7 protein-coding genes are annotated in these 9876 nt (G+C 63.9%); all 7 read right to left on the bottom strand.

Translation table 11 applies throughout. The features are described 5' to 3' along the window. Positions 1-21: 21 nt before the first annotated feature. A complete protein-coding gene (locus tag KHP07_RS05595) occupies positions 22-1224 on the bottom strand; it encodes a substrate-binding domain-containing protein (protein ID WP_099491835.1) in 1203 nt (400 codons plus the stop codon). A gap of 448 nt (positions 1225-1672) precedes the next feature. Continuing rightward, positions 1673-2884: a type II secretion system inner membrane protein GspF gene (gene gspF / locus KHP07_RS05590; RefSeq protein ID WP_078049043.1), complete on the bottom strand. Its 1212-nt coding sequence runs from the start codon at positions 2882-2884 to the stop codon at positions 1673-1675. Then, positions 2884-4302 (bottom strand): type II secretion system ATPase GspE, encoded by a 1419-nt coding sequence (gene gspE / locus KHP07_RS05585; RefSeq protein WP_078049044.1) that lies wholly within the window; start codon positions 4300-4302, stop codon positions 2884-2886. Before gspE ends, gspF begins: the two co-directional genes overlap by 1 nt. 841 nt (positions 4303-5143) lie before the next feature. Further along, positions 5144-7447 carry a type II secretion system secretin GspD gene (gene gspD / locus KHP07_RS05580; RefSeq protein ID WP_100490392.1) on the bottom strand — a complete coding sequence of 768 codons (2304 nt, stop codon included), beginning with the start codon at positions 7445-7447 and terminating at the stop codon, positions 5144-5146. Then, the gene (locus KHP07_RS05575) at positions 7444-7956 is read right to left on the bottom strand and encodes a type II secretion system protein M (RefSeq protein ID WP_078049046.1); all 513 of its coding nucleotides are present in this window, start codon (positions 7954-7956) and stop codon (positions 7444-7446) included. The genes gspD and KHP07_RS05575 overlap by 4 nt, the downstream gene beginning before the upstream one ends. Beyond that, positions 7949-9007, bottom strand: coding sequence for a type II secretion system protein GspL (gene gspL / locus KHP07_RS05570; protein ID WP_214496751.1), 1059 nt, complete (start codon positions 9005-9007; stop codon positions 7949-7951). The genes KHP07_RS05575 and gspL overlap by 8 nt, the downstream gene beginning before the upstream one ends. Beyond that, positions 9004-9873, bottom strand: coding sequence for a type II secretion system minor pseudopilin GspK (gene gspK / locus KHP07_RS05565; RefSeq protein WP_158235485.1), 870 nt, complete (start codon positions 9871-9873; stop codon positions 9004-9006). The genes gspL and gspK overlap by 4 nt, the downstream gene beginning before the upstream one ends. Between the last annotated feature and the right edge of the window lie 3 nt (positions 9874-9876).

Raw genomic sequence — 9876 nt, 5'->3', positions numbered from 1 at the left:
GCGGGTCTTGGGTAGCTTGGGTTACAGCGGACGACCGATGCCGTTGCAGACGTTGGTCTTGCCAATGCTCAGGGCGCTGGTGGACGTTACAAACGTGTCGGTGATGGCGGCTTTCCAGTTAGCGGGCAGCGGTACGAAACGGTTGGCCGAGATGGCGTCGTCGTTGTTGGCGGTTTCGCCGAAGTGCTTGGTGAAGAAGTCACGCACCTGGGTAGTCTGGCCAGCGTTGGCGTAGCACTGGCTGAAGATCAGGTTGGTGAAACCAAGGATCGGGTAGCCCGAAGTCGGGTAAGGCTGAACGCCGGCCACACCGTCTTTACCGAACACTGGCACCCAGTTGTCCGGTTGGGTGATGTCCAGTGGAGCGCTAGGATCGTTAGGGGCTGGAACCAGTGCGATGGCATCCGACACGTTGCCTGGCGCTGGCGATACACCTTCGATGCCGTTGGCGACGTCTTTACCGACGCGAGCGACTTTGGTGGCGTCGTCCAGACCTTCCAGGGTGGTTGCGGCGTAGTCAGGGCTCATGTAGGTGATGCGGCCTTGAGCGGCGTTCAGGGCGGTCATCACGCCTTGGCTGCCAGTGGCGGCAACGGCGCCAACCAACGGCGTCAGGCCCAGGCTGTAGCTGTTGGCGAAGGTGGTGGTGACAGCGAAGGTGCCAGGCTCAGTGGTGCACTTGGCATTCAGGAAGCGGGTGAACAGCTCGGTAGTGCCGCTGCTTTCGCTGCGATAAACCACGGTGATCGGGCCGGTACGGCCAGAGCCGGAGATGCCCGACCAGTTAGTGATACGGCCGGAGAACACACCGCACAGCTCTTTGACGCTCAGGTCAACCGCTGCAGTACCGCTTTTGTTGAACGGGATGGCAACCGAGGTGGCAACCGATGGCACCTGGATCAGCTTGCCCCAGGCAGCTTGTTTGGTGGAAGCGTAGGTCGACAGCTCAGCCGAGGTCAGCTTGGAATCGCTGCCTGCCCAGTGCACGTTCTTGTTGGTCACGCCGGCCACGAACTTGGTGTAGTCGTTGGTCAGGAAAGCCGCTTTGCCGTTGCCGCTGCCCACGCCGATGTAAGGGGCGAAGCCGGCAGTGAGTACGCCGGCAGTCTGATACAGCGGTTGTGGCAGGGTTGCACCGCCGCCGTTGATGTCAGCCATTGCAGCCTGTGCCGAGCACAGGGCAGCGAGGGTCATGGATACCGCGAGAACGTTGCGCTTAAACATGAAGAATCTCCTTTCGTCGTGTTTGTACGTTGGGGTAGATGGCTCTTGCATGACGCCATGGCTTCGGTCCCAAGCCGTCTTCCGGGGGTGGCCGGGGGTGAAAACCATGGGAGAGAAATTCGCAGTTTCCGATGACGGTTGTAGGAAAAAACCTCGGGAGGAACACCTTGATTTTTAAAAAGATTCTCGGGTGTTTTGGTCATCGTTTTGAGCGGTTTGGGCACAGGTGACAGCGAGGTTTCAGCGCAATGGGCTGCAAGCGCCGTGGGACGTCGGGATGTGACGGAATGAGGAACCCGAGGTTCGGGGCCACGCACAAAACACTGCCGAAAAAATATCGATTTGCAGGAGCCGGCTGGCCAGCGATAGCGGTGGGTCAGTTCTATCTGTGTCGGCTGACCTATCGCTATCGCTGGCCAGCCAGCTCCTTCAGGGTGAAAGGGTGTAATCAGGTGACCAGTTGGTTGATCTCGATGATCGGCAACAGCACCGCCATGACGATTACCAGCACCACGGCGCCCATCACCACGATCATCAACGGCTCCAGCAACGCGGTCATGCCCATGGCGCGGCGTTCGATATCCCGCGACAGCGTTTGCGCCGCGCGCTCCAGCATCGGCGGGAGCGAGCCGGTTTTTTCGCCGCTGGCGATCAGGTGGATCAGCACCGGCGGGAAGACTTTTTCCACCGCCAGCGCCGGGGCCAGGTTGACGCCTTCGCGCACTTTGGCGGTGGCGTCGTTGACGCATTGGCTCAGGCGGTCGTTGGACAGGGTTTGCCGCGCCGCTTCCAGGGCGCGCAACAGCGGCACGCCGGCACCGCCGAGAATCGCCAGGGTCGAGGCAAAGCGCGCGGTGTTCAGGCCCAATACAAAACGCCCGATCAGGGGCAGGCCCAATACACGGCTGTGCCAATTCAAGCGCGCCACCGGGTTGCGCAAATACAGGCGCCAGCTCCAGAAACCGCCAACGATCCCGGCAAAACACAGCCAACCCCAGGCGCGGATAAAGTCACTGGCGTTCAGCATTGCCAGGGTCAGCCCCGGCAAATCCTGGCGCGCCTGGGAGAACGCGCTGACCACCTGGGGCACCACGTAGCTCAGCAAGAAAATCACAATGCCGATGGACACCAGCCCCACCACGCCGGGGTAGATGAACGCGGTGAGGATCTTGCCCCGCAGGTTGTTACGCTCCTCGATGTAGTCGGCCAGCCGCTCCATGACCTGGGCCAGATCACCCGACTCCTCCCCGGCCGCAATCAACGCGCGGTAGATCGACGGAAAGTCCCGTGGCCGCGCTGCCAACGCATCCGCCAAGCGCATGCCTCCGCGCACATCGGCGCGCACGGCGGCCAGGGTCTGGGCGATATGCTTTTTCTCGGCCTGCTCCACTGTGGCGCTCAAGGCGGCTTCCAATGGCAGGCTCGCACCCAGCAGGCTTGCCAGTTGCCGCGTGGCCCAGGCCAGGTCGTTGTCCGACAGTTTGGCGGTGAACAGGCTGCTGCCGGAGGCCGCTTGCTGATTGCCTTCAATTTGCACCAGCAACGCCGTCAGGCCTCGGCTGCGCAGGCTGGCAAATGCCGCGCTCTGGCTGTCGGCCTCCACGTGCCCGGCCTCAACCTTGCCGCTGGCATCGGCGGCCTCGTAGCGATAGCGATTCATCAGGCGTCCCGTGTCACGCGCAGGATTTCTTCAGGCGCGGTGGCGCCGCTGCGCACCCAGCGCTCGCCGTCTTCACGCATGCTGAACATCCCGGCACGCCGGGCGGCCAGGCGCAGGTCCTGCTCGTTGGCGCCCTGGTGAATGAGGCTGCGCACGTCATCATCGACGCAAAACAACTCATGGATCCCGGTACGGCCGCTGTAGCCCATCTGGTTGCACTGCGCGCACCCCACCGGACGCCACGTGCCGGGCGCCGCCGGGTCCTCCTGCTTGCAGTGCGGGCACAGGCGGCGCACCAGGCGCTGGGCCAACACACCCAGCAAGGACGACGCCAACAGAAACGGTTCGACGCCCATGTCGATCAGCCGGTTGACCGCCGACACCGCGTCATTGGTGTGCAAGGTCGCAAGCACCAAGTGCCCGGTGAGCGAAGCCTGCACGGCGATTTGTGCGGTCTCCAGGTCGCGGATCTCACCGATCATGATGATGTCCGGGTCCTGGCGCAGAATCGCACGCAGCGCCAGGCCGAACGTCATGTCGATCTTGGCGTTGACCTGGATCTGGCTGATGCCCGGCAGGTCGTATTCCACCGGGTCCTCGACGGTGAGGATATTGCTGGTGCTCGCATCCAGCCGCGCCAAGGCGGCGTACAGGCTGGTGGTCTTGCCACTGCCGGTGGGCCCGGTGACCAGCACGATGCCGTGGGGTTGGCGGATCAACGTGTCCAGGCGCGCCAGCAACTGCGGCTCCATGCCCAGGGTCTCCAATTGCAGGCGCCCGGCTTGTTTGTCCAGCAGGCGCATGACGACTCTTTCACCATGGCCGGTGGGCACGGTGGACACCCGAATATCGATGGGACGACCGGCCACGCGCAGTGCGATGCGACCGTCCTGGGGCAGGCGTTTTTCGGCGATATCGAGTTGGGCCATGATCTTGATCCGCGACACCAGTGCGCCATGCAACGCCTTGCGTGGCGACACCACGTCACGCAGGGTGCCGTCGACGCGGTAGCGCACGACGGAGTGGGTTTCGTAGGGTTCGATGTGGATGTCACTGGCTTCGTCGCGGGCGGCCTGGGTGAGCAAGGCGTTGATCATGCGGATCACCGGGGCGCCGTCCTGGGTGTCGAGCAGGTCGGTGACTTCGGGCATGTCTTGCATGAGGCGGTCGAGGTCGACTTCGTTTTCGGCGGCGCCCACTACGGCGGCGGCGCTGCCGGTGTCGGCGTAGGCGCTGGTGAGCAGGCCGTCGAGTTCGTCGTCGCGGACCTGTTCGAGGTGGGTTTGGCCGAATTGGCGGTGGACTTCGCTGATGGACCAGCCGGGGGTTGAGGGGCACACGGTTAGCAGGTGGCCTGCTTCGGTGGGGCGCAGGAGGATGCGTTGGGATTTGGCCCAGGCGTACGGCAATAGGCTCATTGGGTTGGACCCGCTTTTAGGTGTACATATCCGTTTTTTGGGTAACGGCGGCTATTGGTTCCGCTCTTACAGCGGCTCACTTTTGAAAAGCGCAAAAGTAAGCAAAACGCTCTTGCCCCAAAACTCGGCACCTCGCCTGGGCTCGGTGTGCCCGTAATCCGACAGTGATTTGGGGGGCCGCCGCCACGCGCCATCCATGGCGCGGGGCGGCTAAACCGGCATCCCTGCCGGTTTACCCCCCAAATCCCTGTCGAATTCCGGCCAGCGTGTTTGACGGGGCGCCTGAGATCAAAAGCGAGATCAAGATCAAAAGCAAAAGCACAGCGGCCTGACAGCCGGCTTGAGTGGTGTGGAGCAAAGGCATACGCGGTCTTGTAGGATCTGGCTTGTCGGATTGCCGCATCGCTGCGATGCAGGCACCTCGGTGAGTCAGCTACACCCAGGTGATACTTTCGCAGGCAAGCCAGCTCCCACATTTGACCGAGTTCGACAGTCAGATACCGGTCAGCTCTAAGGCCGACGCGCTCTGCTTTTGCTTTGGCTCTGGCTTTTGCTTTTGATCTTAGGCGCCCCGTAAAACCACGCTGGCCGAACGCAGGCTTTGGAGCGTGGGTAACCCGGCAGGACGCCGGGTTAGCCGCGCTGGGCCAAGGATGGCCCATCGCGGCGGCCCACGCTCCAAAGCCGGAGTGAGGGCACACCGAGCCTAGGCGAGGTGCCGAGTGGTGGGGCGAAGACCTTTTGGTTACTTTTGGGGCGTTTGCCAAAAGTGACCCGCTGTAAGAGCGGAACCCTAAGTGGCCGTTACCGCAGCAACGGATATGTACTCGGTGAAAGATACTCATCGCGCGGGCACCGCCCTGATCACCGCCCGCGGCCCCTGCTGCCCAGGAATCGCCTTCTCCACCGAAGGCAACTGCGGCGCCTGCACATCCGGCATCGCCCAACTATGCTCGGGCTGCAACCCCCCTTGCGCCCTGCGCATAAACTCATACCGATTCAACGTAATACTACGCCCCGCCCCACTGTCCCGAATAATGTACGGCCGCAAAAACACCATCAGGTTGGTCTTGTTCACACTGCGCTTCTCATTGCGAAACAACGCCCCCAACCCCGGAATATCCGACAACCAAGGCACCGCATCATTACTCTGGCTATAGCCATCCTGCAGCAACCCACCAAGCACCATGATTTGCCCGTCATCGAGCAAAATACTGGTATCGATCGCCCGCTTGTTGGTCACCGTCCCCGCCTCCACCGAGGCCCGCGCATCTACGGTGCTGACCTCCTGGTAGATATCCAGCTTCACCGTGCCACCCTCGGAAATCTGCGGCCGCACATTCAGCTTGAGCCCCACCTCTTCACGCTGCACCGTCTGGAACGGGTTATTGCTGGTCCCCCCGCCACCGGTCACGTAGCTGCCGGTGACAAACGGGATGGTCTGGCCGACAAAAATACTCGCCGCCTCGTTATCCAGGGTCAGCAGGTTGGGCGTGGACAATACGTTGGTGCCACCCTTGCTCTTCAACGCACGGGCCAACACCTTGAGGTCGAGTACCTTGCCAATACCGGGAATGTCCACCGTGCCGTTGACGAGCCCCACGTTCAGGCCCTTGGGCAAAACGTCGATGCTGGTCTTGCTGGTCGGCGTGCTGTTCACCCCGCTACCGCCCAGGTTGACCCCGCCGAAACCGCCCTTGCCGCCCAGGTTGCCGGCCTGCCACTGCACGCCAAACTCAGTGGCATCGTCTTCGCCGACTTCCACGATCAGGCTCTCGATCACCACCTGGGCGCGGCGCTGGTCGAGCATGTCGATGACTTCGCGCAGGTTGCGGTACAGCGGGTCCGGTGCGGAGATCAGCAAGGTGTTGGTGGTGGCGTCCGCCTGGATAGTCACGCCGCCGGCACTGAACGCGGTGTCCTGATTCTCGTTGTTGGCGCCATTGGGGCTGGTCGTCGAACCAGGGGCCTGGCCATAGCCCGACTGCACACCGCTGCCGGTGGGTGTGCCGCTGCTGTTTTGCGCAGTGCTGGTGCCTTGGCTGTTCTTGCCATTGCCGCCCATGGCGCTGAGCTTGCCGCGTGCGTCATCGCTCACGCCGGAATCACTTTCGCCGGTGAGCAAGCCGCGCAGCGACTGGGCCAGCTTGCCCGCCTGGGCGTTGCGCAGGTACACCACGTGCATGTTGCTGGGGTTGCTCTGGGCATTGTCGAGCTTGTAGATCAGGTTGCGGGCCAGCTCGGTGCGCTCGGGGCTGCCGGAGCGGATGATGATCGAGTTGGAACGCGGGTCGCCGATCACATTGATCTTCTGGGTCTGGTCGGCGCCCTGGGTTTCCAGCAGCTCGGAGACCATGGCGGCGATGTCCACGGCAATGCCGTTTTGCACCATCACTACGTCGGTGTCGATGGCGCTGGGGGTGTCGATACCGTTGATGATCTGCGCCACCCGCGCGAGGTTTTCCGCGTAGTCGGTGATCACGATGCTGTTATTGCCGGGGTAGGCATTGATCGGGTTGTTCGGCGACACGATGGGGCGCAGCACCGGGATCAGGTTGACCGCGTTTTCATATTGCAGACGAAAGGTGCGGGTCTGCATGCCGCTGCTGCCAGCGCTGTAGATCGGCCCGCCGAGCAACTTGGCATCGGCTTCGGGCACCACCTGGGCCACGCCGCCCACATCGACCACGCTGAAGCCCTGCATGCGCAGCGCCGCCAGCAGCATGTCGTAGGCCTGATGCGCCGGCACCTGGCCTTCGCTGACCAAAGTAAGGTTGCCCTTCACACGCGGGTCCACCAAAAATTGCTGGCCCGTGGCGCGGGACAGCGCGCGCACCACCGCCTGGATATCGGCATCGACAAAGTTGAGCTGCACCGGCTGGTCGCCCAGCGGGTTGCGCGCCTTGACCGCCGCCGGGGCGTGGCCGCGCGCGCTGTTGGTGACCCGATGCTGGACGGGCGGCTTGGGTGCCGGTTCGCGCTGGCGATCGAGCAAGGTTTCGCCGCTGCGGCGGGTGTCCGCCAGGGGTTGGCCGAGTTCACTGTCCACCAGTAACGGCTTGGCTGGCTCCTGGCTGCTGCACGCACTCAGGGCCAGCACCAGCAGCGGCGCGACCAGACGAAACGGGGGGACTGACCACTTCATGAAGCTTCCTTAGCGCCAAGCGCCTGATCCATGCGAACGGTCCCGGACACAGTGCCGGCCGCGTTGTCGACGGTGTCGAGGGCGCGCTGCAAACGCGCCTCGGACACCTCCAGGGAAAACGAGCGGGCATTGCCCAGCAGCCAGCCCACCACCGCGTCGGCCGGGGCGTTGTCGAACGTCAGGCTCCAGCCACCAGGTGCCAACGCCTGCAAGTGGTAGTGGCCTCGCAGGCCGGCACTATCGAGGGCCTGGCGCAGTGCGGTTTCGTTACCCGGCCGGGGCGCGGCGACATCCTGCAACAGCACCTGCAAGGCTTCGGCCTGGGCACGCAACTTGGGGGTTTCGGCCTGCCAGTAATCGATCTTCTTTAGCGCGGGCGCCACCAGCACCAGCCAGGTCAACAGGCTCGCTAAAACCAGGCCGGCAGCGCCGAGCATGCGCTTCTCGCGCAGGGCCAGGCCACGCCAGAACACCTGGGCCTGGCTGCGCAGTCGCTGGATTTTATTCATCAGCGGCCCCTGGCTTTTCCGCCGCCGGCGCCGGGGCGATGTTCCAACCGTGCTCATCGCGGCTGGCGGCAAAGCCGGCCTGGGCCAACGCCGCCTGCCATTCACCTTCGGCCGTCGGGTTGCGACTGTCAGCCAATAGCTCGACGTGCAGGCGCCCCTGCTCATAACTCACGTTGTCGACGCTGCCGACCATGAACGGCAGGTGGCTGCCCGCCAGTTGCAACAAGCGGGTGAAGCGTTGTCCGGGGTCGTCCGCCGCGCCGCTCTGGCGTGCGGCCAATTGCTGACGCGCCTGCTGCAAGGGGTTGAGCACCACCGGCAATTCGGGGAACGCCTGGCGCACTTGCTGACTCATCAACGCCTTAAGTCGCTGGCCTTCTTCCACCTGGCGTGCGGCGTACAGGTTGAGTCCCAGGGTCCAGATGGCCACGGCCAGCGCCACACAGGCCAGCGCCCTGCCCCAGCCGCCAGTCGATGACGGGTTGAGGCGACCGTGCAACCCCCAGGCAGGCACCGGCCCACTCCACCGCTGGGCCGCCTCCACCAGCGGCACCTCCAACGCCTGCACGCCCAACGGGTGCACCGCGCCTTGCTGCAGGCTCTCACGTGTCAACAGATAGCCTTCATCCAACGCCGCTGCGCCCACCGGCAAGGCATAGGGCGCCGGGTACAGGCCGCGCAACTTGAGTGGCAATTGCGCCAACCGCTCCAGCCCGGCCTTGGGCACCCAGGCCACTTGCACGCGGCCATCGCTCTCACGCGGACCGTGGGCCACCTGCATCTGCTCCACCGGGCCGAGGATCAGCGCCTGCGCCGCACAGGCCACGGCGGCCGCTGTCTTCGCCGCCGGCAATGGCGGCAGTTCCAGGCTGGTGAGCAGGCTGTCACGGGGATGCAGGAAACAGTCTGCCGCCTGGCGCGATTTACCCAGTTGCGCCAGGCTCTGAGAGCCCTCTTCAACGACCACGCCACGCTCCAGCCAGGCAAACCTGACCAGGCTTTCGGCGCTCAATTGATCCAGTGGCGGCAGGCCAATGCGCAAGCGTTTCATACACCCACCCGCGACCAGATCACCCGTGGCTGACGGTCTTCTGGACGGTGCAACAAGGCGTCGAGGGCGACCCGGCGTTGTTCGCGACGCGCCTGGCCCTGCACGCGAAACCACTCGCTGGTAATGCCCACCTGCACCGACTCCACCGCCACCTGGGGCAAGTGCAGACGGTTGACGAAATCCCCACGGTTGATAAACCACTGCCCACTGTCACGCTCGGCCACCAGCCCATGGGCCTGGGACAGACTCAGCTGAGGCACCACCGCGCTGAGCACTTCGGCGCTCGCGGTGTTGCCGTTGACCCAGGTCGGGCCGGGCAGCACGCTGATATAGGCTTGCATACGCTGCAACACGACAGGGTCGAGGCCTTCGATGCCGCCCAGGTCATCCAGGTTGCGCAGCATCGGGTACTTGGCCGGCGCTACATAAGACGCGATCACCCGCTGGCTGATGCGCCGACTCACCGCCGGGTCAACACCGATCAGCCGGCACAGCCGCTCGAAACGCTGCAACTGTTCGGTGTCCACCTGCTGGCGATTGACCAGGTTGCGCAGGTTGAACTTGCCCTGCTCATCCTCGATGCGCCCCTCGAAGGCGCCACGCTGGACCAGCGCCCAGGGCTGGTCAAGACGGGTCAGCACGTCTTTCTGGCGCGCATCCCAGAGCAGCTGGCGGCTGCGCTCCAGGCCACCCTCCAATAGCCATTGGCCCTGGATACGCAACTGCTCGGCTTCCAGGCTGCGGGTGAATACGGTCTGGCGCGTGAGCATGGCGCCGGCCAGTACTGCCACCACCGCCGCGATCAGCAAGGCGCTGATAATCGCCATGCCGCGCTGCTTCGCCGCTGGGGGCGAACACCCTTTCATGGC

Source organism: Pseudomonas sp. VS40, from assembly GCF_018587885.1.
Taxonomy (GTDB): Bacteria; Pseudomonadota; Gammaproteobacteria; order Pseudomonadales; family Pseudomonadaceae; genus Aquipseudomonas; species Aquipseudomonas pergaminensis.
The sequence above is the reverse complement of the archived record's forward strand: the minus strand, read 5'-3'. Positions and strand labels throughout refer to the sequence as shown.